General features: G+C 56.5%; 24 protein-coding genes. 18 read left to right on the top strand and 6 right to left on the bottom strand.

The window, feature by feature from the left end:
* The first annotated feature begins 211 nt into the window (after window positions 1-211).
* The 12 genes from MWU49_RS12465 to MWU49_RS12410 all read left to right on the top strand — a co-directional run bounded on the left by MWU49_RS12465 (window position 212) and on the right by MWU49_RS12410 (window position 11,203).
* Complete coding sequence (locus MWU49_RS12465) at window positions 212-841, top strand: acyltransferase (protein ID WP_246972831.1); 630 nt, start codon at window positions 212-214, stop codon at window positions 839-841.
* A gap of 93 nt (window positions 842-934) precedes the next feature.
* Window positions 935-1,207, top strand: coding sequence for a YiaA/YiaB family inner membrane protein (locus tag MWU49_RS12460; RefSeq protein WP_246972829.1), 273 nt, complete (start codon window positions 935-937; stop codon window positions 1,205-1,207).
* Between the two features lie 77 nt (window positions 1,208-1,284).
* Window positions 1,285-1,989, top strand: coding sequence for a PspA/IM30 family protein (locus tag MWU49_RS12455; protein ID WP_246972826.1), 705 nt, complete (start codon window positions 1,285-1,287; stop codon window positions 1,987-1,989).
* Window positions 1,990-2,244: 255 nt separating this feature from the next.
* On the top strand, window positions 2,245-2,841 hold the full coding sequence (locus MWU49_RS12450; RefSeq protein ID WP_246972823.1) for a TetR/AcrR family transcriptional regulator: 597 nt from the start codon (window positions 2,245-2,247) through the stop codon (window positions 2,839-2,841).
* A 174-nt stretch (window positions 2,842-3,015) separates the two neighbouring features.
* Entirely contained in the window at window positions 3,016-4,899 is a 1,884-nt protein-coding gene (locus MWU49_RS12445) for an MFS transporter (protein WP_246972820.1), read from the top strand.
* Between the two features lie 134 nt (window positions 4,900-5,033).
* Window positions 5,034-5,702, top strand: coding sequence for a hypothetical protein (locus tag MWU49_RS12440; protein WP_246972815.1), 669 nt, complete (start codon window positions 5,034-5,036; stop codon window positions 5,700-5,702).
* Between the two features lie 3 nt (window positions 5,703-5,705).
* The gene (locus MWU49_RS12435; RefSeq protein ID WP_246972812.1) at window positions 5,706-6,962 is read left to right on the top strand and encodes a DUF445 domain-containing protein; all 1,257 of its coding nucleotides are present in this window, start codon (window positions 5,706-5,708) and stop codon (window positions 6,960-6,962) included.
* A 20-nt stretch (window positions 6,963-6,982) separates the two neighbouring features.
* Window positions 6,983-7,231 carry a hypothetical protein gene (locus MWU49_RS12430; protein ID WP_246972811.1) on the top strand — a complete coding sequence of 83 codons (249 nt, stop codon included), beginning with the start codon at window positions 6,983-6,985 and terminating at the stop codon, window positions 7,229-7,231.
* A 73-nt stretch (window positions 7,232-7,304) separates the two neighbouring features.
* Window positions 7,305-7,832, top strand: a complete 528-nt coding sequence (locus MWU49_RS12425; protein ID WP_246972810.1) for a cytochrome b — start codon at window positions 7,305-7,307, stop codon at window positions 7,830-7,832.
* A 198-nt stretch (window positions 7,833-8,030) separates the two neighbouring features.
* A complete protein-coding gene (locus MWU49_RS12420) occupies window positions 8,031-9,380 on the top strand; it encodes an SPFH domain-containing protein (RefSeq protein WP_246972809.1) in 1,350 nt (449 codons plus the stop codon).
* Window positions 9,381-9,570: 190 nt separating this feature from the next.
* A complete protein-coding gene (gene arfB / locus MWU49_RS12415) occupies window positions 9,571-9,987 on the top strand; it encodes an alternative ribosome rescue aminoacyl-tRNA hydrolase ArfB (RefSeq protein WP_246972807.1) in 417 nt (138 codons plus the stop codon).
* 265 nt (window positions 9,988-10,252) lie between these two features.
* The gene (locus MWU49_RS12410) at window positions 10,253-11,203 is read left to right on the top strand and encodes an NAD(P)-dependent alcohol dehydrogenase (protein ID WP_246972805.1); all 951 of its coding nucleotides are present in this window, start codon (window positions 10,253-10,255) and stop codon (window positions 11,201-11,203) included.
* Window positions 11,204-11,373: 170 nt separating this feature from the next.
* Here MWU49_RS12410 and MWU49_RS12405 read toward each other — a convergent pair whose 3' ends face one another.
* Window positions 11,374-11,751 (bottom strand): TonB-dependent receptor, encoded by a 378-nt coding sequence (locus tag MWU49_RS12405; protein ID WP_246972802.1) that lies wholly within the window; start codon window positions 11,749-11,751, stop codon window positions 11,374-11,376.
* 372 nt (window positions 11,752-12,123) lie between these two features.
* Between MWU49_RS12405 and MWU49_RS12400 the strand changes: the two genes are divergently transcribed.
* On the top strand, window positions 12,124-12,588 hold the full coding sequence (locus MWU49_RS12400; RefSeq protein ID WP_246972798.1) for a bacteriohemerythrin: 465 nt from the start codon (window positions 12,124-12,126) through the stop codon (window positions 12,586-12,588).
* A 99-nt stretch (window positions 12,589-12,687) separates the two neighbouring features.
* Entirely contained in the window at window positions 12,688-13,284 is a 597-nt protein-coding gene (locus tag MWU49_RS12395) for an outer membrane beta-barrel protein (RefSeq protein ID WP_246972796.1), read from the top strand.
* Window positions 13,285-13,336: 52 nt separating this feature from the next.
* Here MWU49_RS12395 and MWU49_RS12390 read toward each other — a convergent pair whose 3' ends face one another.
* Both MWU49_RS12390 and MWU49_RS12385 read right to left on the bottom strand, forming a co-directional pair.
* Window positions 13,337-13,891, bottom strand: coding sequence for a hypothetical protein (locus tag MWU49_RS12390; RefSeq protein ID WP_246972793.1), 555 nt, complete (start codon window positions 13,889-13,891; stop codon window positions 13,337-13,339).
* Between the two features lie 292 nt (window positions 13,892-14,183).
* Window positions 14,184-16,283 (bottom strand): hypothetical protein, encoded by a 2,100-nt coding sequence (locus MWU49_RS12385; protein WP_246972790.1) that lies wholly within the window; start codon window positions 16,281-16,283, stop codon window positions 14,184-14,186.
* Window positions 16,284-16,641: 358 nt separating this feature from the next.
* Between MWU49_RS12385 and MWU49_RS12380 the strand changes: the two genes are divergently transcribed.
* Genes MWU49_RS12380 through MWU49_RS12370 form a run of 3 tightly spaced genes read left to right on the top strand, consistent with a single transcriptional unit; the run spans window position 16,642 to window position 19,247 of the window.
* Window positions 16,642-17,319 carry a lysophospholipid acyltransferase family protein gene (locus MWU49_RS12380; protein ID WP_246972788.1) on the top strand — a complete coding sequence of 226 codons (678 nt, stop codon included), beginning with the start codon at window positions 16,642-16,644 and terminating at the stop codon, window positions 17,317-17,319.
* On the top strand, window positions 17,309-17,887 hold the full coding sequence (locus tag MWU49_RS12375) for an START domain-containing protein (RefSeq protein WP_246972786.1): 579 nt from the start codon (window positions 17,309-17,311) through the stop codon (window positions 17,885-17,887). Before MWU49_RS12380 ends, MWU49_RS12375 begins: the two co-directional genes overlap by 11 nt.
* The gene (locus MWU49_RS12370; protein WP_246972784.1) at window positions 17,847-19,247 is read left to right on the top strand and encodes a hypothetical protein; all 1,401 of its coding nucleotides are present in this window, start codon (window positions 17,847-17,849) and stop codon (window positions 19,245-19,247) included. Before MWU49_RS12375 ends, MWU49_RS12370 begins: the two co-directional genes overlap by 41 nt.
* Before the next feature lie 72 nt (window positions 19,248-19,319).
* Here MWU49_RS12370 and MWU49_RS12365 read toward each other — a convergent pair whose 3' ends face one another.
* A complete protein-coding gene (locus MWU49_RS12365) occupies window positions 19,320-19,838 on the bottom strand; it encodes a DUF3592 domain-containing protein (RefSeq protein ID WP_246972781.1) in 519 nt (172 codons plus the stop codon).
* Window positions 19,839-19,986: 148 nt separating this feature from the next.
* On the opposite strand from MWU49_RS12365, the gene MWU49_RS12360 reads away from it, so the two are divergent.
* On the top strand, window positions 19,987-21,180 hold the full coding sequence (locus MWU49_RS12360) for a hypothetical protein (RefSeq protein WP_246972779.1): 1,194 nt from the start codon (window positions 19,987-19,989) through the stop codon (window positions 21,178-21,180).
* A gap of 79 nt (window positions 21,181-21,259) precedes the next feature.
* On the opposite strand, the gene MWU49_RS12355 is transcribed toward MWU49_RS12360, so the two are convergent.
* Both MWU49_RS12355 and MWU49_RS12350 read right to left on the bottom strand, forming a co-directional pair.
* Window positions 21,260-21,961: a fumarylacetoacetate hydrolase family protein gene (locus tag MWU49_RS12355; protein WP_246972776.1), complete on the bottom strand. Its 702-nt coding sequence runs from the start codon at window positions 21,959-21,961 to the stop codon at window positions 21,260-21,262.
* Complete coding sequence (locus MWU49_RS12350) at window positions 21,954-23,348, bottom strand: FAD-binding oxidoreductase (protein ID WP_246972774.1); 1,395 nt, start codon at window positions 23,346-23,348, stop codon at window positions 21,954-21,956. The genes MWU49_RS12355 and MWU49_RS12350 overlap by 8 nt, the downstream gene beginning before the upstream one ends.
* Window positions 23,349-23,387: the final 39 nt, after the last annotated feature.

Raw genomic sequence — 23,387 nt, 5'->3', positions numbered from 1 at the left:
ATGTTCATGCTACTGCATAGCGAGGGGGCTGCTAAACACTTCTTTGAGGGGCAAGCTGCAAGCCACAAGCTACAACGCGGATCAGGTCGGTTGTAACTGATTGGGTGTGCGCCGCGATTCATGGAATCAATGTTGCGCGGGCACAGCCTTTCAGGGCTCAATAAGCATTCCCGCGCCTTGCAGCTTGAAGCTTGTAGCTTGCTCCTGATTTATGACCGACGACGATTACCGCGAACAGCACAAACAACGCCTGGCTTATATGCCCTGGCTGTATGGCCACCTGAAGCCGAAGCATCGCGCGTGGGCAGAACCCTGGCAGGCGGAGATCCAGCAGCGGTTGATGCAGCTGGAGACCGTACACTTTGCAGATGACTGCTTTGTGGCCCCCCAGGCAGTGCTGCTGGCTGAACCGGGTCGCGACATTATTGTTGGTTTTGGCTGCCAGATCGCTGCAGATTGCGTCATTCATGGCCCTGTTAGTCTGGGGCCGGGTGTCAGCATTAATCACCATGTGAGCCTGGATGGAGGTGCCGCCGGTATTCATATCGGAGAGGGTACCCGCATTGCTGCCTACTCGACGTTGTACGCTTTCAATCACGGCATGGCAGCAGACCGGCCGGTTCGTGAGCAGCCCGTCACCTCCCGGGGGATCCATATCGGCCGGGATGTGTGGATTGGCGCCCGCGCCGGCATCGTCGATGGGGTGACCATCGGGGATCACGCTGTGGTGGGCATGGGCGCTGTGGTCACCAGGGATGTGCCGCCCTGGACTATCGTGGCGGGTAACCCTGCCCGGCCCATCGGCCGCCGTCCGGGGGCTCCTGAACAGGTTGCGAAATAGCCCGTAACATCCTCTTTATTGAACAGTGTTTAGATTCTGTGATCCACTGATTCCAGTTAATTAAACACTGTTAAATAAAAAAGGGAGTTACCCATGGATGAGAGCGCGATCCAACGTCATTCCAGCGGCTGGCTGTTCTATGTCAAAGCGGCCTTTGCCATCAGCCTGGGCCTGATGGTGCTGGGCATCGTCTGGTTGCCCACGGATTTGTGGATCAAGGGTTACCTGGTGATGGGCATCATGTTTGTGGTCGGTTCCACCATCACCCTGGCCAAGACCCTGCGTGACGACCACGAGGCCCGGCGACTGATCAACCGTATCAGCGATGCCAAGACCGAGCGGTTGTTGAAGGAATATACGGACTAAAACGCCGGACGCTGGATGCCTGACGCCTGACGTAGAAGAGCGGTCAGACGTTAGACGTTTATAAAATGGAGAGAATTATGGCTAGTGCATGGACCAAAATGAAAACCCTGATGCGTGGGCAGGCCCGGGTAAGCATGGAACAGATCGTCAACGCCAATGACATGCTGCTACTGGACCAGCAACTGTATGAGACCGAGCAATCCCTGCGTGATGCGCGCAGACAGTTGGCCAGGTTGATGGCGGAAGAGCAAATGAATCAGCGCCGTGCCGGTGAGCTGGGCAGACAGATACGCCATTATGAAGAGGGAGCCCGTCAGGCGCTTGCGGCAGAGAATGACGACCTGGCCCTGGATATCGGCAAACGGCTGGCGGATCTGGAGCAACAGCAGCAGCGACTGGACCAACAGGGGGTGGCTCTGGAACAGCAGAAAACCGAATTCCAGAGTTTTATCAAACAGGCAGCAGACACACTGAAGACCCTGCGCCAGGAACAGTCCATGGCGCGGACCCAGGAAGCCCTGTTCGGTGAATCCCGCCAGCGCAACAAGGAACAGCGCGGCCTGGCCCAGCGTTTGTGCGACAGTCAGCAGACCCTGCAACAGATTCAGCAACGGCAGGAAGAATGCCGGCTGTTGTGGCAAAGTGAAGTCCAGCTGGGGGCCGACCTGAGCGCATCCGGGGGTGATAGTCTGGATCAGCGTATGGCAGAAGCCGGAATCGGCGATAGCCAGACCCGCCGGGCAGAAGAGATTCTGGCGGGGTTGCGCGAAGCAAAAGCGTAGGCATATCCAGTTCGTGGGAGCGTCGTTCGGGGCGTGGTAAACGCAGTTGAAAGTTCAAAGTTTAAAGTTGAAAAGCGCGGTCTGGGTATATGGGGTTTTGGACCTCTGTGCCCGCGCCCTTAACGGTAATCGCGGGCAGGGTCTGCCAATTCGATTCCACGCCTGTCGCGTTTGAACTTTAAACTTTGAACTTTCAACTGCTTCCCTCGCACCACCGTCGAAGCTTCTCCGGATAATCGATAACAGGAATTCCTTGTGGCACGTCGTAATCAACATAGTCGGGAAGAACTGCAGGGCCTGGCCATTCAGGCGGTGCGGGATCTGGTTTCCGAGAACGGGCTGGAAAAGCTCAGCGTACGCAAGGTAGCAGACCGTATTGGTTATACCGCAGGTATGCTTTACCACGTGTTCAGCAATCTGGATGATCTGATTCTTCAGGCAAATGCCGATACGCTGTCGCAACTGCTGGAAGCGATGACGGATACGGCGGACCGTTCGGCACGAGAGCAGCTCCAGCATATGGCAGCGGTGTATGTGGCCATGGCGCGGGAACAGACGCCGCTATGGAAGATGGTCTTCATGCACCAGATGCAGAATGCTGCAGCGGTCCCGGCCTGGTATCTGGAAAGAACCGCTGCCCTGTTTGCCCAGGTGGAAAGCACCATGGCGCAGCTGGCGGGCAAACAGACACCGGAACAGATCCATCTGGCAGCCAGAACCCTGTGGGGTAGCGTGCACGGAATCGCGGTACTGGCGGCGGATGACAAGCTGGTGGTGGCCGGGGATGTGAATGAGCAGGCAATGATTGAATCGTTGCTGCAGCATTATCTGAATAGCTGGGCGGGAAAGTGACCAGCTTCAAGCTGCAACACGAGGACAGTTGGGCTGAATATTAACGCTCGGGACTCCGCGCTGCTGCCTGTTGCGCGGCGACAAACATTACCGTTACCAAAGGAAGTGGTTCGCGTTGTAGCTTGTAGCTTGTAGCTTGCTACTCTGGCCTCGACGAACACAAAAGGCGAGAAAATGAAAAAAGGGTTGTTCTCACTGCTGGCTTCACGTCGTTTCGGGCCGTTCTTTTTCACCCAGTTTCTTGGCGCTTTTAATGACAACGTCTTCCGCCAGGCCCTGATTCTGCTGATTGCCTCGGGTGTCGTCAGCAGCCTGAGCGTAAACACCCTCAACAACCTGGCGCTGGCCCTGTTCATTGTGCCCTTCTTCCTTTTCTCGGCACTGGCCGGGCAGGTAGCGGACAAGTACGACAAGGCGTCTCTGGTGCGCAAGATCAAGTTTGCCGAGATCTGCATCATGGGCATCGCGGCGGTGGGTTTCTATTTTGATGCGGTGTACTTCCTGCTGGGCGTGTTGTTCTGCATGGGGCTGCAGTCCACCTTCTTCGGGCCCATCAAGTATTCCATCATCCCCCAGCATCTGGATGACCGGGAGCTGGTCTCCGGTAATGCGCTGGTGGAGATGGGCACCTTTCTGGCGATCCTGTTGGGTTCCATTTCCGGGGTGCTGCTGAAAATGGATGGCGTCGGTGATGGCGTTGTCGCCACCGCGGTAGTTGGTCTGGCTATATTGGGTTATCTGTCAGCACGGGGCATTCCATCGGCACCGGCCGCCGACGGTGGACTGAGATTGAACTGGAATCTGTTCCGGGAAACCTGGCATATCGTCGGTTACGCCCGGGAAGTGAAATCCGTGTGGATGTGCGTGCTGGGGATTTCCTGGTTCTGGTTCCTTGGCGCTGCCTATACCACCCAGTTGAAGGTCTATGTGGATGATTACCTGTTCGGTACGGAAGGTTTGTACGCCTTGTTGCTGGGCACCTTCTCCATCGGCATCGGCCTGGGCTCTTTCCTGTGTGAAAAGCTCTCTGGCAAACAGGTGGAGTTGGGGCTGGTGCCGCTGGGCTCCATTGGTCTGAGTCTGTTCGGGATTGATCTGTTCTTTTCCTATGCTGGCCTGGCCGGCCAGGAACACGGCGCCGAACTGGTGAGCATTGCCAGCTTTCTGCAGCAACCGGCAGGCTATCGGGTGCTTATGGATCTGCTCGGTATTGGGGTGTTTGGCGGCTTTTATATCGTGCCCCTGTTTGCCTTTATTCAGCACCGTTCCAACCCCCATCATCTGGCCCGGATTATTGCCGCCAACAATATTCTCAATGCGCTGCTGATGGTGCTCTCTGCTGCCGCGGGTATCGTGTTTATCGGCATGCTGGAACTGACTGTACCGGAATTCTTCCTGGCCCTGGCCATCGCCAATGTGGTGGTGGCAGCCTATATCTATACCGTAGTGCCGGAATTCCTGATTCGACTGCTAATCTGGATGCTCACCCACACCATGTATCGGGTGAAGCATGAGGGCATGGACAACATCCCCGATATGGGGCCCTGTGTGCTGGTCTGCAATCATGTGAGCTATGTGGATGCCTTGCTGCTGGGCGGGGCCATTCGCCGCCCGGTGCGCTTCGTCATGTTCAAGCCGATCTATGATATGCCGGTGCTGAACTACATCTTCCGCACCGGCAAAACGATTCCCATTGATTCGAAAACCCGCAACCCGGAGATCTATGAACAGGCGTTTGTGCGCATTCGCGAGGAACTGGAAGCCGGAGAGGTGGTGTGTATCTTCCCGGAAGGCAAGCTGACCCAGGATGGCGAAGTGGATGAATTTCGCGCCGGGATCGAGAAAATCATTGCCGAGACCCCGGTGCCAGTGATTCCCATGGCTCTGTCAGGATTGTGGGGAAGTTTCTTCAGCCATAAGGGCGGCCCTGCCCTGACTCGCTTGCCAAAGCGCTTTTGGTCACGGGTGAAGCTGACCGTCGGGCGGGCGGTAGCACCGCAGGCGGTGAACGCACAGGATCTGCGTAACCGGGTGCTGGCCATGCGCGAGCGTCCCTAGCGGAATGGTTGTTCCGCGCCGGGAGATTGCGCAAAGCATACGCACGGTAACTTGCAGATTGGCGAAAACCCCGCACACTCGATAATAATGAAGGGGGCAGCAACGCCCCGAGACAATAACAACAGGAAATATGCGTGTCGGAATCCACCCTCTCCCCCGCTGGCTTGCGGAATAAACTCCAGCAGCTGCTGTTGCAACTGCCCCCGGTGCAACGGGCTGATGAACGTCTTCACCGGGTCGAGCACGATGTATTGCAAAGTCTCAAGGATCGCCTTGAGGCCCTGGATACCCCCGGTGAACTGGCGGGTCCGCCGGAAACCCTGGGCCAGCTGCTGGAAGTGTCCATGGAGCAGAGTCAGGCCCAGGCCCAGACCATGCTGGTACGCCAGATTCTGGCCGGGTTATCTGCGGATGAAGCCCGAATTCTGGCTGCGCTCTCTGATGGCAGTGCCTTTCCTATGCTGACGGTCTACAGCGGAGGGCGTTTCTCCCGGGGCGACGTGGTCTGCCGGCATTCCAACGTGGGCCGCGCCGCCGGTACCCAGTGCACCGACATGATCGGCTTTTACCTGCATCGACTGTTCGAGCGGGGTTGGCTGATGGCCACCGGTTTCGAGGAAAGCAAGCGCACCGACTATGAACTGCTGGAAGGAGACAGCGGTTTCCGCAAGTCGTTGAGCCGGCTGCAGCAACACTGGCCCAAGCTCAAGCCACAACGGGAGTCCGTGCGCTTCAGCCCGCTGGGGCACCAACTCTGGGAGCAATTGACGGCAGATGGCGAAAGCGACAGGGAAGAGGAATAAGCCATGATCACGGATATTGATCTGATTCTGGCCGATCTTCAGGCCAACTGGATACTCTACCTGGCCATGCCGTTTGTGGCGGCAGCCATTGGTTATGGCACCAAGGTGGTGGCGATCAAGATGATGTTCAAGCCACTGAAGTTCGTGGGTATTCGCCCGTACTTTGGCTGGCAGGGCATTGTGCCGAGCAAGTCTGCCACCATGGCCAGTATTGCCTGTGACCTGATGATGGATCGTTTGCTCAAGCCGGAAGATGTCTTTGACCGGCTGGATCCCAACCGGGTAGCGGCAGAGATTCGCGAGCCCCTGATTCGTTCGGTGGAAGACATTACCCGGGAAGTGGCGGCGAAGTATCAGCCAGGGCTGTGGGAGTCTGCGCCGGAACGGGTCAAGAAGATGATCATCCAGCGTATCCAGAATGAAGCGCCGCACATGGTCGAGCTGATCATGGAGGACATCAAGACCAACATCTCCCGGGTGTTCGATCTCAAGGATCTGGTCATCAATGCGCTGGTCCGTGACAAGGAGCTGCTCAACCGGGTATTCCTGGAAGCGGGCCATGTGGAGTTCAAGTTCATCCGCACGTCCGGGATCTGGTTTGGTTTCGCCATCGGTATTGTTCAGGCGGTGGTGTGGGCGCTGACCCATAATGCCTGGGTGATTCCCTTGTTCGGTCTGTTCACCGGCTGGTTCACTGACTGGCTGGCCCTCAAGATGATCTTCAATCCCAAGCAGCCCACCCGCTATCTGGGGCTGTTCGAGTGGCAGGGCCTGTTCCTCAAGCGTCGCAAGCAAGTGGCGGCCAGTTATGGTGCCCTGGTGGCCAGCGAAATCGTCACACCCGCTGCGGTGATCGAGGCTATCCTCAAGGGACCGCTGTCCGATCGCCTGTTTGGTCTGGTTCAGAAACAGGTGCAGCGCACCATGGATGAACAGGCCGGCCTGGCCAAGCCGCTGGTGGTATTTGCGGTGGGCAGCACCAAGTACCAGGAAATGAAACGCACCGTGGCGGACAAGGTCATGGAGCATCTGCCGGAAACCCTCAGCCACATGGAAGCCTACGCCGAGGAAGCCATGGACCTGAAGAATCTGCTGGTCACCAAGATGCAGGAGCTCACCGAAGAAGAGTTCGAGGGCCTGCTCAGGCCGGCATTCCAGCAGGATGAATGGATCCTGATTACCGTAGGGGCGGTATTGGGTTTCCTGGTGGGCGAACTGCAGGTTCATGTGATGTTGCACTTTGCCGTGCCGGTGACATGAGGCAAGTGCAGGGGGCGGTATTGGCCGCCCTTGTTTTTCTGGGCGGGTGCCAGGTCACTTTCTCCCCGCCTTCCCTCTCCTATCGCCATGACGATGCCAGCGCGGACTCCCTTGAAGAGCAGGATGACACCTGCCGCAGTCCTTATCGGTATAGTGCCGCCCTCGCCGGACACAACAGCAGAACGGCCATGACCGATGAGCTGGGTGAATTCTGGGCAGAGGATCAGCGTTTCTATGAGGACAGGATGGCACAGCACTGCAACGATTGATGGCCCGGGGGATTCCATAATTTCTGCATAATTTCCTGCGATACTTGGGGTTACGGAATCAGGGGGAATACGCATGCTCAACCAGGATCGCACGGAACGTTACGGCACTGTCTCTCGGCTGCTGCACTGGAGTATGGCGTTATTGACAGGCTGGCAGTTTCTCTCTGCCATTGCGCACTACGGTTTTGAGGATAGTGCCTTCGAGGCGTTTTTCTGGCCCAGCCACAAGCCCCTCGGTTTTGCACTGATGATCCTGATTGTGGTTCGGCTGTTGTGGGCCTTGAAGAACCTGGGCAACCGCCCACCGTCCATTAACCTGCCAGCAAAACTTGGGCATCTTGGCCTCTATGCCCTGCTGTTTCTGATACCGGCCCTGGCATTGTTGCGCCAATACGGATCCGGCCGTGCTTTTGAACCTCTGGGGATTCCGGTGATGGTGGGTGGCGGTGAGAAAATCGACTGGATGGTAGATCTGGGGTCGCTACTCCACGGCGAGCTGGGTTGGGTGCTACTGGCGATGATTATTGGCCATGTCGGCATGGCTATCCTGCACCGCAAGCAAGGCCAGACGGATGTACTGCCAAGGATGCTTGGAAAATAGCGAGTCGAAGGTTCCTTGCGTTTAGCAGCCCTGCAATTTTGACTTTCCTTGTAGCTTGTAGCTTGTAGCTTGTAGCTTGTAGCTGAGAGCTGTTACCCCTCCACATTTCACCGAAATGTAAGACATTGGCCACTACCCATCCTGCTCCCGCTCATTAGAATGTCCGCTTCTAATTAAAAAAGGGATAGGGGAATAAGGATGCTGGAAAGAGTCAAGGCACTGATGCCGTTCAAGGGCGTGGCCGGAATGGTGGTGGGGGCGCTGGGGCTGCTGATTGTGGGCCAGAATTCCATTTTTTACGCCGAGCCGGGTTACGTGTATCACGTGCGTACCCTGATGGGTAATGAAGAAGTGGTGTCCGATGTGGGCTACCAGTTCTATCTGTTTGGTCGCTGGAATTCCTGGAAGCGAGCCCTGACCGTTCAGGCGGTTCGTGGTGGCAGCGAAACCCTGGACTATGTGGAAGTGGAAAGCTCGGAAACCTCCGCAGCCCTGCCGCCCCAGAACATCATGTTCCTGGATCAGGTCGACGCCAACGCCCAGGCCACCGTGCGCTTTACCATTCCCACCGATCAGGAAAGCTTCCTGCATCTGGCCCATGAATACCGTACCCCGGAAAACCTGCTGCGCACCGCATTGATTCCGGCCTTCAAGGAAACCCTGCAGGCCAATGCCTCGCTGATGAGCGCTGAAGAGTACTACTCTGGTGGCCGTACCGAATTTAACACCGAGTTCGAGAACCAGATGATCAACGGCATCTATATCGTTCGCCGTGAAGAGGTGAGCGAAAAGCGGGTCGGTGACATCAAGGGCTCAGCGAATGTGGCCATGGGCACCGATCAACAGGAATACGGCGATGACAGCAAGGTCGTCTTCGTGGTGCGCAAGATGACTGACGAAGCCGGTATTCCGCTGCGCAAATCCCAGCGTTTCATCGACTACGGTGTCACGGTGGTGGAAGCCCGTGTTACCCAGATGGATCCCAATCAGCGCTTTGTGGAGCGCATGCAGCTCAAGCAGAAAGCCTCTGCCGACCGCGCCATTGCCCGCGAGCAACGGGTGCAGGAAGAAGAGCAGCGTCTGTTGGCGATTGCCCGTGGTGAGCGTGAAGTGGCCGAGCGTCAGGCCAAGGCCAAGGTAGACCAGATCCAGCGTACCACCGAAGCGGAAACCGAAAAGCAACTGGCCATCACTCAGGCGCAGAAACAAAGAGAGCAATCGGAAATCGAGAAGGAAACGGCCCAGATCCAGTTGGAAAAAGCCCGTATCGAAGCGGAAACCCGCCGTACCCTGGCGGATGCGGAAGCCTACCAGAAGAAAGCGGTGCTGCAGGCGGATAACGCCCTGGCACAGAAGCTGGATGCCGAGATCGAGATCCAGAAAATCTGGGCCCAGGCCTTCGCTAACCGCAAGGTGCCGCAGTACGTGTTCGGCGGTGGTGACGGTGGTACCCCCACCGGTTCCGACGGTGAAACCCGCGCCTTCATGCAGATGCTCACCCTGGACGCGGCCAAGCGCCTCAGCTACGACCGGGATGTGAAGAAGTAAGATTCAAGCTACAAGCATCAAGCTTCAAGCTGCAACGCGACTCATTGTGAGTGCCTGTTTTGACGCCCGGTCCCGCGCCCAAACTATCAGCGCGGAGTCCGGGCAGAAGATGACACAAGGAACAATCTTCGTGTTGTAGCTTGCAGCTTGCAGCTTGAACCCCTTTCCCTGCAGCCGCTACAGTAGCTGCATGCTGCAAATCACCCGCAACCTCGCCATTCCGGAAACCGAAATCGACCTGCAGGCCATTCGTGCCCAGGGCAGTGGCGGCCAGAACGTCAACAAGGTCTCCTCAGCCATCCACCTGCGCTTCGATATCCGCGCCTCCTCCCTGCCGGAGATTTACAAGGAGCGTTTGCTGGCGCTCAGTGATCAGCGCATCAACAGTGATGGTGTGGTGGTGATCAAGGCGCAGCAGTTTCGCACCCAGGAAAAGAACAAGGAAAACGCCCTCGCCCGTCTCGCCCAGTTGATCCAGAGCGTCACCGTGGAGCAGAAAAAGCGCAAGGCCACCCGCCCTACTCTGGGCAGCAAGAAGCGCCGCATGGACAAGAAAACCAAACGGGGCCAGATCAAGTCCCTGCGCGGCAAGGTGGATCCGGGGTGAGCAGCCGCAAGCTACAAGCTTCAAGCTACAACGCGACTCACTATGCGTGCCGGTTTTAAAGCCCGGTACCGCGCCCATACCCGCAGCGCGAAGCCCGGACAAAAAAGCCGGCACCGTCCTTGATCCGTGTTGCAGCTTGTAGCTTGCGGCTTGCAACTCAACTCCATTGACACAATACCTCCCTCCCCTTGGCATTTTCGGACCGCTTTCTTCACCCTGCCCTTTGCTAAGCTAGCGGCTGCACTGACAAACAGGGAGTGACGCCATGAAAGCCATTACCACCACCGGTTGGGGGCCCAACACCAGGCTGGTTCTCAGCGAGACCGATGCGCCGACACGACTGGGCCCGGATGATGTGTTGGTGGAGGTGCATGCGGCATCGGTGAACCCCAAGGACTGGAAGCTGAACTATCATCTGGCCATGGCGGCGACCCCGGTGGGTACCCGGCGTCTGCCACCGATTTTCGGTGATGACCTCGCTGGCGTGGTGATCGGCAAGGGCAGCAATGTTCGCCACTTCGAGATAGGTGATGAGGTCTATGGCATGGACATGCGCCTGCGCACCGCATCCCTTGCCGAGCAGGCCCGCATCAATCAGCATCGCGTCGCGAAAAAGCCCAGCAATCTCAGCTTCAATGAAGCGGCCTCCCTGCCGCTGGCGGCACTGACCGCGCTGCAAGGGCTGCGCAAGGGCGGTGCCAGCGCAGGCAAGTCGGTATTGATCATCGGTGCCTCTGGCGGGGTCGGCACCCTGGCCGTGCAGATCGCCAAACAGATGAAGCTGCATGTCACCGGGGTATGTAGCACCCGCAATCTGGATTTTGTCCGTGATCTGGGAGCCGATGCCCTGATCGACTACAGCAAAGGCGATTACCGCAAGACAGCGGGTGAGTTCGATATCGTCTTCGATGTGACGTCCTACGAGACCCCGCTCACTTGCAAGGCGTTGCTTGGCAAGCAGGGCCACTTTATTTCCACCGGCGGTCAGGGCGCCTCCATGTTTGCCACTCCCCTCTATCGGGTGCTGGGTAAAAAAGCCGGTACCGTGGTGGTGGAATCCTACCGTCAGGATCTCGATACCCTGGCAGACATGGTGGAACAGGGAGCACTCAAGCCCATCATCGACAGTGTTTATCCCCTTGCAGATAGCGAAGCCGCCTATGAACGCAATCGTAGCGGCCGCTGTCGCGGCAAGGTGGTTATTCAGGTTGTGTAGTTGAAGTGCAGAAGCGAGTAACGAGTAACGAGTTTCGAAAACCTTTCATTACTGACGGGTTTTGACTTTCGAAACTCGTTACTCGTGGCTGCCATTAGATTTTGTCGCTTGGACTGATGATCAGCCACGGCGAGAATGTCTCTCAGGCAGCCTTCACTGAATCGAGTACATCAGGCGCTCTTGCTGTGTTTGATGAACAAGACCTTCATCAGAATCATGCCCAGCAGGACCACAATGGAGCTGATGGCCAGGAACGGTTCCATGGTCTGGACGCTGGCAAAGTTGCCATACATCAGGAACAGGCTGATCAGGATAACGATAGTGCCGACCTGATGCAGGTAGTACTGCGCTTTGGCAAGCCCGCTGGTGAGATTGCCCAGCCACAGTTTGTGGCACAGCGCATAGGCCATGGAGATCACAAAGCCGATCAGCATGATATGCGCATGGGTAACGTGTTGAATATGGTTGTGGGTAGCGGCCATATGAATGCCCAGCAGCATGCCGACGATGGCATAGCCCAGAGCGGTCATCATGAATTTACGGTCCATCTTTCATCCTTCCCTGAAAAAACAAAAAGCATAATCCGCTGCTCAGGAAATGGGTATAACTAAAGTTTTGGTGGAATGTTGAGTTGCGTGAAGCGTTGCGTGGATGCCCAGAGTCATATTTCGGGAAGACACAAAGCGGATAGACGGCAGCACTGTCTCGATAGTGCCAATCCGAATAAAAAATGAATTCGTTATAGGTCATCAGGTAAAGCCCATAACCTCCGCTTTGCGATAGAACAAAGTTCAATCATCCATGTCGGAGCATCGCTCGGACAGACGGTGCCAGCAACGCTATAAATCTTGATCTGCATCTATATTGATGTCGTGGTGCCTTGTTAGCGTGAGAGCTTGCATCAATCCCGGAGGTGGATCATGAGAATCGTATGGGGTCCTGAATACGAACTGGATATCCTGGTCATCGACCAGCAACACAAGCGCATTGTGGATTTTATCAATGCGCTGGATCAGCTGGTCGGGAAGCCGGATGCCTATCTGGGTGTCGCCCGCATCCTCTATGACCTGGTGGATTACACCGAATCCCATTTCAGTTTCGAAGAGGCATTGATGGAGCGAGCCGGCTACAAGGAGCTGGACGACCATCACCATGTGCATCGTCAATTTACCCAGCGGATCGAATCCCTGTTACGCAGTACCGAAAAGGGTGAAGACGTGGCAGAAGCCCTGCTGCAGTTGCTGGAAAAATGGTTGCTGCATCATATTCTTGAAGAAGATCGCGCCTATACCGATCAGGTCAGGGATTTTATCGACAGTATTGGTCGAGAAAGCATGGGTGGTTGGGTGAATGACAACGTGCGAAAACATTTTCGTGTTTCCTGACGGGATTGTCCGACGCAACCGTTCCCTGTGATACAGCGATGGGTTAGCCTTTTGGGTGATGGAAAGGGAATGACAATCTGAAAAACGCAGGGAACGCACATGAAATACCTGATTATGGCCGCCGGGATCGCGGTCACCGGGGCTGCTCATGCAGCTGAAACGATCCGTCCTTATATTGGCCTGCAGTACCACTGGACCAATTCTGATATTCACTCCGGGGATGTGATTCCCGGTTCCGATCTGAGCATTGATGACAAGGACAGCGGGCTTGGCATTCGTGGCGGGGTGCTGCAGGAATACCACGCCTTTGATGAACTGATGGGCTTTGTGGGTGCCGAGCTGAGTTTTGTGGATCTTGGCGAAATCACGGCCACCGGCCCCGGCTTCACGGCCAGCACCGAGGCGGATGGCATTGATCTGTCCCTGATCGGGGCTACCGAGGTGGCCTGGCGTAACACCTTCGCTTATGGCCGAATCGGCCTCTTTCAGTGGGATGCGACGTCGCAATCCAGCGGTGCCGGTACCTCCTTCAACGACAGCGATAGCGGCACCGATTTCGTGGTCGGTTTCGGCATGATGTACTTTTTCGACGAGATTCAGATCCGTGGCGGTTTTGATCGTTACCGGATGGAATATGACTCTGACAGTGTCGTTAACGTGGATGCCTGGAACATTGGCGCCCAACTCACCTTCTAGCGTTATGGCATGGCTGGAACGGGGCTGACACAGCCCCGTTTTCAGTGACAGATCAGAATCGGGTGCTGATGCCCAGCATCAGGCTTTCGCGGGGCTCATCGTCCAGCGCCAGGCTGCGATAAGACAGGGCCAGTGCGGTATTGGGCGTGAAGCGCAGCCCCAGGGTGCCGACATACACCGGGGACTGGCCTTCCTGCTCAAACTCTTGCGGCTGACCCATGCTGTACTCCTCACTTTCCTTGACCACATCACGCCACTGCGCATAACCGGCCTTGGGCTCGATATACAGCGCTTTCCACTGCAGGGCGTAACCTGCCAGGGCCTCGATGCTGCGGGTGTACGCCCCTTCGGTCACATTCATCAGGGCTACATTGCTTTGTGTGCTGGCACCGATATCAAGCAGGAAGCGGCTGTTGGTCTGGTATCCCAGGTAGAGATAGAGACCTGCTGCCCGGTCATCATTGAGTTCCTCGGGGATCGGGGTTGAGGCATCCAGATCCACCGCAAAGCGCCCGGCGGTGAGGCCGGTGTTGAAGCGGAACTGACCGGCCTGGCTAAAGGGAGCCAGAAGCAGGAGGCACAGGGTGGCGGTTAGCAAGCGACGCATGGTGAACTTCCATCATTGTTATTGTATGTAACCAAGTGTCAAAAACCTTAAAGAGGGGGCAAAAATTTGCCAAGCCGAAAGTATTAGGTTTGGTGGTTTTTTGACCGTAAAGAGACGGGTTTTTAATTGCCGTTTACCATCAGGGTGTATGGTAAGCTATTGAAAATAAAACAATTTGCACTGCACATTTGAATTTCAGTGCATTTCGGAAAGAAGTGATGGGTCTGGTATCGGGATGGGCCTGCCGGAACCCGGATGGGTCCCGGCAGAGGTCGGGTCTCTATCTCGCGTTCTATTCCGGAAGCGGATCGTGAATGATGGTATGGACGAACTCCACCACGGTGCGGGTATCTTCAGCCTGCTTTACGAAGGCTTCGATATTGCTGCCATCGTAGGGGTCGCTGCCCAGTACCCGTTCCCAGATATCGGCGGTGCGATCGCCATAGGCGCAGTCGGGATCATCAGGCTGACGTTCCACATAACTGACGTCGACACCGGCATACACATCCTGGGTGCGATGGGCAAAACCGCTGTAATCCACATAGCCACTGGGGAGAAGCGTGGCCCCACAGTTATCCGGGTTGCCCTGGCAGGCGACGCTACCGTGCTTGAGGTAGCCCAGTCCTTCCGCATTCAGAATGGCATCGTCGAGGGTGATGGCAGTATTCTTCACTACCATCACGCCGTCTTCCATGATTTCCACCTGACCTTCAAGCTTGCCCCAACGCATCAGCGCCAGGTACATGGCGACGCCGGCACGGGGAGAATCCACGGTCTGGTAGACCACTCCATCGTCAGTCATCACGCCGTAGGCAAGGCGGCCCGCCACATCCAGCTTGACGCCTTCTGACGCATTGATGCTGTTGACCACATCATAGAGGGCGCGGTCGTAAACGCCGGGATTGGTGAGGGCGACGCGGGTGCCATTGAGGCGGCCCAGCTCCACTTCCACCACAAAGGTTTCATAACCGGGGACGATTTCGCAATCACCGTTCTCGTCCAGTTGCATGGGGACGGTATCCTGCTCGATGTCATCCGGCCATACCACCGGGTCAGAGGCCAGCGGTTGCGGGCACTGGTTGGCATCCAGCAGCGGTTCGCCGTTGGCGTTACGCAGGAGTGCCCACAGGTCGCCAAGAATCTCGCCCTTGTAGGTAAATTCCACCTCATTCAGACCGAGTACGGTATTGATCAGCACCAGGCCATCGATGGTGAGCGGCACGGTCTTGTTGGAAGCGCCCCCCAGAAAGGCGGCGGCAGCCTTGTTGACATCAATACGGTCACCAGCCGGTGTGGGCAGAGTAGCGAGATCGGTTACCGGTGGATCCTGGATGATGTCATGGACGAAAACGATCACCCGCCGGTTGTCATCCACCAGACGGGCAAAGCCTTCCATGTTGCTACCGATGTAGGGTTCTTCCTCGAATACCTGTAGCCAGGCATAGTCGATCATGTCCCAGTAAGGGCAGGTCGCCCCGTCGATATACTGGACGAAAGACAGCAACTGTTCCTGAAAGCGGTTCTGGCGGTTGTAGTTGACCGCAGACAGGTCGGCATAGCCATTGATCAACCGCAGTTCGCCCTCTCCATCACGAAGATACGCCAGATCGCCGAGGGGAACCTCCGGATCAATCTCCACCCACTGGGGCGGCAGGGTTTCACCGCCTTCATGTTTTTCCGGGCCATAACCGGCCAGCCGGCCACGGGTCATCAAGGCATGATAGAGCGCCAGGTTTTCCCGCGGAGAATCAATGGTCTTGTCCACCAGTTCGCCGCCATCATCAATGGTCAGTACCAGTCGACCCGCCGGATCCAGGCTGACCGCCTGGGCCTGGTTGATGGTGTTGATCGCTTCAGCCAGACCCCGAGCCAGGGCATCAGGGTTGTTGGCCATATTGCGCACCATGTTCAGACGGCCAATTTCCAGTTCCATGGTGTAGGACTCATAGCCTTCCACCACGGTGCAGGTGAACTCGCCGTCTTCATATTCTTCCACGGTCATGGGTACCGTATCGCGCACCTCCATGTCCGGCCATTCCACAGGTTCGGAAGCCAGAGGTTGCACACAGCCCTGAGCGTCGAGCAGCGGTGCGCCATACTCGTCGCGAAGCAGCAGCCACAAATCGCCATACAGATTCTGTGGGTCGGATTCCACTTCATTGAGGCCCAGCACCGTGTTGATGAACACCACCGTATCCACAGAAACCGGAGTTTCCTTGCCGGTGGCACCGCCCAGGAAACTGGCAGCGGACTTGAGCGTTTCTTCAGTCAGGTAGGCCGGCGCAGAGGCACTGGCAAAACGACTCGCCGAGCTGGAGCTGTCGGAACAGCCGCTGATGGCGACCACCAGTGGCAATAAAAGAGATAATGACAATCTGAAACCATGACGCATGAGAGGTAGTCTCCTTACCTGACGGTGGCTTCAGTCTTCGATAGACAGCCACAATAACCTGCAGGCCGAACGAGCCCTGACTGTCATATATAGTGTATTGGCAGGGAAAATTTTTGACGCAGGTCATAAGAACAGCTCTGCATCAGGAAAAGAGACAAATAGAGGATGTGAGTATAGTTGGTACGGCTAACGATACCGTTTTCAGGGAACCTTGCCTGGGCAAATTCCGTCAGCTTGCCTTCACAGCCGCCCCCGCAAGGGCCGGATAGGTTGTCTGTTTCACAACCTGTCAGGCGTATGTTGTCAGCGTTGCTAAGATAAGCCTCTTATCGTCACCCTTTCCCGGGAGCCCCGCGCCATGCTTTCAAGACTGATCATCACGCTGCGCAGCGTGCTGGCATTTGTGTTGCCACCGCTGATTGGCATGCTGCTGTTTGTGGTTTGCCTGCCAGGCGGACGACGTCGCGCGGTGAATCTGGGCATCACCGTGGTCACCCGTCTCGGCCTTGGTCTGGCAGGGATTCGGCTGCAGGTGGGCGGTGAGACGCAACTGCTGGCCATGCGCCCGGCGATTTTTGTGATCAATCATCAAAGCGGTACCGACCCGATCATTGTGGCCTCACTGGTACGCCGTGACATGGTGGCGATCGGCAAGTACGAACTGCAGTTTCACCCCCTGCTCGGGCCCTTGATGAAAATGTTCGGCACCGTCTTTGTGAAGCGGGAGCAGGGTGTGGGGCCGCAGGTGCTGGCGCCATTATTGCCTGCACTGGCCTCGGGTGATGCGGTGGTACTGGCGCCGGAAGGCAAGCGTAGCCGGGATGGTCAGTTGTTGCCCTTCAAGCCCGGTGCGCTATGGCTGGCTCAACAATCCGGTGCACCCCTGGTGCCGATCGTGTTGCACAACAGTGGCGACATCCTGCCGGCCAAAGGGCTGCTGATGCGGCCCGGGGTGGTGAAGATCACCGTGTTGCCGCCTCAGCCTGCCAGCCTGACCACGGAGCAGCTTCGTCAGGTGTTTGCCGATGCGATGTAAGCGTACGTTAGTCATGACCTTGTTGCTGTTGCCGTTAGTCGGTGTGGCCGACAGGGTGACCCGCACGGCCCTGCCCGGTCCCGATCGCTTCGCACTGGAAGCTGTACTGCCGATATCCCTGACGCAGCTGCTGCCGATTCTGGAACAACCCTGCCATGTACTTCAGTGGATGCCAGGCATTGAAACCCTGAGGATCCTGGAGCGGCCATCGGAAACGCAAACACTGGTCTACATGGCACGCAAGGCACCGTGGCCATTGAGTGGTCGCGATGCCGTCACCCTGTTTGAGCGTCACCCCGGTGCCCCGCTGGTGCTGACCATGTCGGGCAATCCGGCAGCTTATCCAGACCAGCCGGGTCATGTGCGGGTACCCTATACGGAAGGCAGCTGGACACTCTATGCGCTGGGAGACAGTACGCGCGTGGTGTACCGGCAACAGGTAGACCCGGGCGGCGGGATTCCGCAATGGCTGGCAGACCGGCTGGCCCCGGGACAAATGGAAGCGGCCCTGGCCGCATTGGAGACCTATGTACGCGATCCGCACCGGACTGACTGTACTGCTGATTAATCTGACATTGATCGGCCCCCTGGCGGCACAGCCCGACACCCGCTGTGAGCAGGGCTTCTTTGCCCTGCACCAGGCATTGAAAAATGCCGGCATCGAGGATGCCCAGGCGAAGACCCTGCCTGATTATCCGCATCTGGGTATCAATCGCTGGCTGGCGTTTCAGCAACAACAGGCTAAAAGTGCCGCGCAGCAACAGCAATGGATTCGTCTGAGTAGCGACAAGGCCTGGCAAGACCTGTCGGTGATGAGCCAGCGGCTGCCAGACGATGCCGAGCCGTTCAACCCGGAAACCGCACAGCAGTTACTGGACACCTGCCTGCCGGTGCTGGCGGCACGCACCGACTTCGAAACCCTGCCGCAGGCGGAGGTTGAGGATAGCTATGCCACCTGGTTGCGTGTGGTGGGCGTCTACCCGGTTACCGCCTGGCTGGCCACCGGTTCCATTGAAAACTACCACGAAGAAATGAGTGCCCGCTTTGTGGATCCAGTCCCCCCGCCACGGCAGCAATATGCCCCTTTACCTGCGGCTGGCATGCCGGTAACTCCCGCCATGTTGCCGGCGCCGACGCAGTTGGCAAACAACCCGCTGCAGATTCCCCTGCCTGATGAGCTGCAACGCAAAGCCCTTCTAGTGCACTACGCACCTGTACTGACCATGACAGACAGCGAACGCTGGAACCGGACGGGGGAAGTAACGCTGGATAGCTATGGCAAGCCAGGCATCAATGTGGACAACCCGTTGAGTTACACCTGGACCAGCTGGACCCATTTCAAGGGTCAGAATCTGCTGCAACTGAACTATCAGTTCTGGTTCAGTCAGCGACCGAAGAGTGGAGCGCTCGACAGCTATGGTGGAGAGCTGGATGGTCTGATCTGGCGGGTGACTCTGAAGCCGGATGGCGGGGTACTATTCTACGACAGCATTCACCCGTGCGGTTGTTACCACAAGATCTATCCGGTGGACCCGGATCTGCAGCAAGGCGAGATCGAAGGCGACAAGCCGGTGTTCTACCCGCAACGGGTGGCGGATGCAAAAAACCAGCGCCTGAGCCTGCTGGTGGAACCCGATACCCACTACCTGGTGCGGGTGTCACCCGTGGACAGCAGCGTGCCGACGACAGCCTATGGTTTTGCCGATGCGGATCAATTGCGCGCCCTGCCACAACCGGATGGAAAAATGGCGAGCCTGTTCAATGGCAAAGGGCTGGTGCCGGTATCCCGACGCGGCGAACGTTTCTATCTCTGGCCCATGGGCGTACCTTCCGCAGGAGCCATGCGCCAGCCCGGTGAGCACGCGATTGCTTTCAAGGGCCGTCGGCATTTCGATCAGGCAAGACTCCCTGAGACGCTATTTGAATAGGCATGCCGGCGTTCTTTTTTAATGATGCTGGCAGAGCATGGGTCACGGCGCTCGGTCTTGTTGTCACGAGGCTTACGAGCCGGATCGCAGCGCCTTGATTGCATGATGCAACTGATTCCCCAACATCCATACCCCGACCCCGGAAAACAGGATCGCAATCAACCCGATCATGAAATACATGCCCCAGCGGATATCCCGGTACAGCAGTGAATCCTTCGGGTAGTAAGGATCGACAAAACAGCGGAAGGGTTGCTGGCTGTCCCGATGCTCTTCCAGTTCACGCACAATCACCCGGTGATAACTGGTGCCATCCTCCGGTCCATACAGCGACACCCGATCACCCACATACTCTTGCCCGTCAAACTGATAGCGGTATCGAGCGTTACTTTCGTAGGTAATGCTGCCGCTACTGTGATGCTCCTGCAGCTTCACCGTCTCAATGATGGCGGGCACTTCCACCCAGTGCTGAGTGAGCCGCCACTGCTGAATCGGCAGGCCGATCAGGTACCAGGCGGCCAGCAAGGGGATGCCAATAAAGGCCAGGGCGATGATGACGATCTGGTGATCGAAGTTGTTTCGCATTTTCGGCATGGTTTATGGAGATGGAAGTCGTTGAGCTTGTACAAGCTTTTCATCATGAATCATAAAAGGATAATACTTATACCGGGTGATACAAATAGTAAGATGTATTTAGCATGGATCCATCGATTAACTGAAAGTGCCAAATGAAGGTTTTGCGATGATAGTAAAGGGAGTAAGCCTGCAAAGGATGGCCGGGAAGGTTAGGGCTCAAGCGATTTTGGAATTCGAAGGAACGACAAGATTCAAGCATGGAGAAAAGGCGGCAACGCTATGGTTTGAATGGCCTGAAAATTATTTCAATCCTGGCTCTATTGGTATTGAGCCGTTCGTTCTTGTTTCTCTGACGCTAGCTATGGGAGTGGGAGAAAACATCACGCTTGAAGAAGATATAGATCCGATATTCTATCTGAATCTGTTGGAAGCTATCGACATCTATCACAGTTTCTTTCCTGAGGAAACGAGCGTAATTGGTATACATGCAAGATGTAAGAATAAAAGCTATTCCGCATCAGAGAGAGTTGGTTCATTCTTTTCCGGCGGTATCGATTCCCTTTTTAATGTCGCGGATCTAAAAAAAATGAATGCCCTTTCCGGGGTTCATAAGGTTACTGATCTCTGGCTGGTTCAGGGCATGGATATTCCCCTGAACGATAATGAATTTTTTCAAAGTACCTATGACAGGTTGACTGAAATGGCGAGCATAGAGGGCCTCAATGTCATTCCTTTGAAAACGAACGCAAGAGAACTTCAAGACGGTCTGGTTAAATGGACTACATTGGGTTTTGGTGTGATATTGGGAGCCATAGCAAAGATTTTTTCTGATGCGGTTTCAACGGTGCTTATCGGTTCTTTTGAGCAGTATAAAAAATGTATGCCTAACGCCAGTGCACCGCTTATAGACCCGATGTGGAGTTGCAGCAAGCAAACAGTACGACATTATTCTGCGCGCTACAGTCGCATCGATAAGATCAAGGTTATTGCTGATTACGCACCAGGCTTGCTAAGCCAAGCCCGGGTGTGTTGGAAAAATACTAGTGGGAGCTATAACTGTGGCTGTTGTGAAAAATGTTTAAGAACACTTTCTGAGCTTCGTCTGGCCAATGCCAGTCATTTGGTTAACTCATTTCCTGAGGGGGATGTTATAAAGTTAATATCGGGGTTTCGATTGGAAGACAGTGAGATTGCGGGTGAATTTGCGGTTAATTATTGGCGGCAGATTCATGCCGTTGCAGCAGCGCAAGGTGATCAAGCCCTCAAGTCAGCCGTTGAGCCGGTATTGCAATATGCCAGTTCAAGAGGAAAGGTGATAAGGCTGAAAAAAATGGTGCGAGCCTTCATAAGGCGATCATGACCCGGAAATCACTTTAACGCGCGGGTTCCTCATCAGATCCATGTATCCATGAGGGCCAGCTTCGCGCGTTTTATTGGGCTCAATCTATTGATCCAAACACCTGAATGATGTTGCCCAGACGTGCGGTGAACTTGTCGCCGCTGTTCAACGGACCGACGCCCGCCGGGGTACCGGTGAAGACCACGTCGCCCGGTTCCAGGGTGAAGGTCTGGCTGATTTCGGCCAGCAGTTCAAAGGTGGGGAACAGCATCAGGCCGGTGTGGCCGTGCTGTTTCACTTTCTCGTTGATCTCCAGGGTCACGTCCAGGTTCTGGCGTACGGAGATGCCGCGGGCGTCGATGAAACCGGAGACCGGGGCGGCGCCGTCGAAGGCCTTGGCCCTTTCCCAGGGATGCCCTTTCTCTTTTAACTGGTTCTGCAGCTCGCGCAGGGTCAGGTCCAGGCCCACGCCGTAGGCGGCAATGCTGAAGCGGATGTTTTCCAGGTCGGTTTCCTTGCGGATGCGCTTGCCGATCAATACCACCATTTCCACTTCATGATGCACCGGCCCCTGCCCTTTCGGGATCACCACCGGCTCGTGCAGGCTGGCCAGGGCGGTGGCCGGCTTCATGAACAGGATCGGGGATTCCGGTACCTCATTGCCCAGTTCGCGGGCGTGGTCGGCGTAGTTGCGCCCCACACAGACCACCTTGCCCACCGGTATGTCGATGGGCGAGCCGTCGATCCAGCGGTGAACGTAATCGTCTTCGCCGCTGTTGAGGGTGATGGCGTCATCAAACATCGAACAGTTTCCCCGGGTTCATCACGTTGTTGGGGTCGAATACCTGCTTTACGGCTTTCATGCAGGCGATTTCTTCCGGGCTGCGTGAGTATTCCAGGTAGGGCTTCTTGGTCATGCCCACGCCGTGTTCGGCCGAGATGGACCCGTTGTACTTCTCCACGATCTCGAACACCCACTTGGAGACGTTGTTGCACTTGGCGAAGAAGTCTTCCTTGGCCAGGTCCGCCGGCTTGAGAATGTTGAGGTGCATGTTGCCGTCGCCGATGTGGCCGAACCAGACGATCTCGAAATCCGGGTAGGCCTCCTGCACCACGGTGTCCACGTCTTCCACGAAGTCGGGCACCTTGGCGATGCTTACCGAGATGTCGTTCTTGTACGGGGTGTGCGGGGCGATGGATTCGGAGATGCGCTCACGCAGCTGCCACAGCTGGTCCAGCTGCTGCAGGGACTGGCTCATGACGCCGTCCAGTACCCAGCCTTCTTCCACGCATTTCTCGAAGATGGCCATGGCCTGCTCGCCCACCTGCTCGGAGAGCTGTTCGAATTCCAGCAGACAGTAGAACGGGCACTCGGTGTCAAAGGGCTTCGGCACACCGTGGGCCAGTACATGGGCCATGGCCTTGTCGGAGAAGAATTCGAAGGCGGTCAGGTCGATGTCCTGCTGGAAGGCATGCAGGATGCTCATCACTTCACGGAAGCCGGGTGCACCCAGTACCAGGGCGGTCAGGTCTTTCGGCTGGCGGGTGAGCTTGACCGTGGCTTCCACCACAAAGCCCAGGGTGCCTTCTGAGCCGATAAACAGGTGACGGAAGTCATAACCGGTGGCGTTCTTGATCAGGCCCTTGTTCAGATCCAGCAGTTCGCCCTTGCCGGTGACCACCTTCAGGCCGGTGATCCAGTCACGGGTCATGCCGTAGCGAATCACCTTGATACCACCGGCATTGGTGCCGATGTTGCCGCCGATCTGGCTGGAGCCGGCGGAGGCGAAATCCACCGGGTAGAACAGGCCCTTTTCTTCGGCGAATTCCTGCAGCTGCTGGGTAACGACGCCGGGCTGCACGGTGACGGCACGGTCGAATTCGTTGAAATCCAGCACCTTGTTCATGCGATCGAAGGCCACCACCAGCTCATTGTTGGCCGCCACGGCACCGGCAGACAGGCCGGTACGGCCTCCGGATGGCACCAGGTGCAGACCGTGTTCGTTGGCGATTTCCACGATCTGCTGCACTTCCTCGATGGTTTCAGGCAGGGCCACGGCGCAGGGGGACGGTGCCCATACCTTGGTCCAGTCGACCCCGTAGCGCTCGGCGCTTTCCTGGTCGGTAAGCAGGCGTTTGCCAAGCAAATCAGTCAGTTGCTCCATTGCAGCGTGGGCAAAAGCGGTCATCAAGGGTCTCCTGAACGGGGTAAAACGCACGATCTTGAG

This window comes from Alcanivorax sp. S6407 (assembly GCF_023016115.1).
GTDB lineage: Bacteria > Pseudomonadota > Gammaproteobacteria > Pseudomonadales > Alcanivoracaceae > Alcanivorax.
The sequence above is the reverse complement of the archived record's forward strand: the minus strand, read 5'-3'. Positions and strand labels throughout refer to the sequence as shown.

Bases quoted from the DNA above. Each gene is read 5' to 3' on its own strand.
- MWU49_RS12460 (WP_246972829.1), top strand. From the start codon at position 935: ATGGATGAGAGCGCGATCCAACGTCATTCCAGCGGCTGGCTGTTCTAT.
- MWU49_RS12400 (WP_246972798.1), top strand. From the start codon at position 12,124: ATGAGAATCGTATGGGGTCCTGAATACGAACTGGATATCCTGGTCATC.
- MWU49_RS12375 (WP_246972786.1), top strand. From the start codon at position 17,309: ATGCGATGTAAGCGTACGTTAGTCATGACCTTGTTGCTGTTGCCGTTA.
- MWU49_RS12435 (WP_246972812.1), top strand. From the start codon at position 5,706: ATGATCACGGATATTGATCTGATTCTGGCCGATCTTCAGGCCAACTGG.
- arfB (WP_246972807.1), top strand. From the start codon at position 9,571: ATGCTGCAAATCACCCGCAACCTCGCCATTCCGGAAACCGAAATCGAC.
- MWU49_RS12390 (WP_246972793.1), bottom strand. From the start codon at position 13,891: ATGCGTCGCTTGCTAACCGCCACCCTGTGCCTCCTGCTTCTGGCTCCC.
- MWU49_RS12395 (WP_246972796.1), top strand. From the start codon at position 12,688: ATGAAATACCTGATTATGGCCGCCGGGATCGCGGTCACCGGGGCTGCT.
- MWU49_RS12360 (WP_246972779.1), top strand. From the start codon at position 19,987: ATGATAGTAAAGGGAGTAAGCCTGCAAAGGATGGCCGGGAAGGTTAGG.
- MWU49_RS12355 (WP_246972776.1), bottom strand. From the start codon at position 21,961: ATGTTTGATGACGCCATCACCCTCAACAGCGGCGAAGACGATTACGTT.
- MWU49_RS12465 (WP_246972831.1), top strand. From the start codon at position 212: ATGACCGACGACGATTACCGCGAACAGCACAAACAACGCCTGGCTTAT.
- MWU49_RS12445 (WP_246972820.1), top strand. From the start codon at position 3,016: ATGAAAAAAGGGTTGTTCTCACTGCTGGCTTCACGTCGTTTCGGGCCG.
- MWU49_RS12455 (WP_246972826.1), top strand. From the start codon at position 1,285: ATGGCTAGTGCATGGACCAAAATGAAAACCCTGATGCGTGGGCAGGCC.
- MWU49_RS12405 (WP_246972802.1), bottom strand. From the start codon at position 11,751: ATGGACCGTAAATTCATGATGACCGCTCTGGGCTATGCCATCGTCGGC.
- MWU49_RS12425 (WP_246972810.1), top strand. From the start codon at position 7,305: ATGCTCAACCAGGATCGCACGGAACGTTACGGCACTGTCTCTCGGCTG.
- MWU49_RS12350 (WP_246972774.1), bottom strand. From the start codon at position 23,348: ATGACCGCTTTTGCCCACGCTGCAATGGAGCAACTGACTGATTTGCTT.
- MWU49_RS12365 (WP_246972781.1), bottom strand. From the start codon at position 19,838: ATGCCGAAAATGCGAAACAACTTCGATCACCAGATCGTCATCATCGCC.
- MWU49_RS12385 (WP_246972790.1), bottom strand. From the start codon at position 16,283: ATGCGTCATGGTTTCAGATTGTCATTATCTCTTTTATTGCCACTGGTG.
- MWU49_RS12410 (WP_246972805.1), top strand. From the start codon at position 10,253: ATGAAAGCCATTACCACCACCGGTTGGGGGCCCAACACCAGGCTGGTT.
- MWU49_RS12420 (WP_246972809.1), top strand. From the start codon at position 8,031: ATGCTGGAAAGAGTCAAGGCACTGATGCCGTTCAAGGGCGTGGCCGGA.
- MWU49_RS12370 (WP_246972784.1), top strand. From the start codon at position 17,847: ATGTACGCGATCCGCACCGGACTGACTGTACTGCTGATTAATCTGACA.
- MWU49_RS12380 (WP_246972788.1), top strand. From the start codon at position 16,642: ATGCTTTCAAGACTGATCATCACGCTGCGCAGCGTGCTGGCATTTGTG.